Origin of the sequence: Thermococcus sp. M36 (genome assembly GCF_012027355.1) — an archaeon.
Classification (GTDB): domain Archaea; phylum Methanobacteriota_B; class Thermococci; order Thermococcales; family Thermococcaceae; genus Thermococcus.
On record NZ_SNUH01000143.1, the window covers coordinates 1 to 480 of the forward strand.

Here is a 480-nt window from a genome sequence, read left to right on the forward strand (position 1 = left end):
GATGACCTGACCCTTTGCAACGGGAATACCTGCTGCAATTGACTGTTCTGTTACCTTACCTTTTCCTTTAATATTTATTCTTAGGCCTAAATCATTCTCACAAATACTAACAGCATCTTTTAAACCCATACCTTTTAATGAGGGCATTTTATTAGTTTCAATATTCCTGTTATTAACTGTAACATTTCCTTTAGCAGCGGTTATATCTGTCCAATCATTTGCAGGTGTTGATGAATCTTTATACTTCACACTTAATGATTGCATTACCTGCTTTACATCTGTTTTGTAACCTGCATATCTGAAAATGCTGCTATCGGTTTTTGCATTGTTTGGTTTTGAATTATTCTGAATAACCCTTGTTGTATAAAGCCTGTCTGCAATTTCTTTAAATACCGGTCCGGCAACATCTGCACCATGCCTTTTAATTGCATGAGGTTTATTTTTAATAACTACCAAGCATGTATATTGGGGGTTTTCTGC

The 480-nt window shown here is 35.4% G+C and carries 1 protein-coding gene; it reads right to left on the minus strand.

Features of this window, described 5'->3' with window-relative positions; translation table 11 throughout:
• Positions 1–480 (minus strand): PASTA domain-containing protein (locus tag E3E36_RS11705; protein WP_167895558.1); only part of this gene is annotated, 480 nt, incomplete at both ends.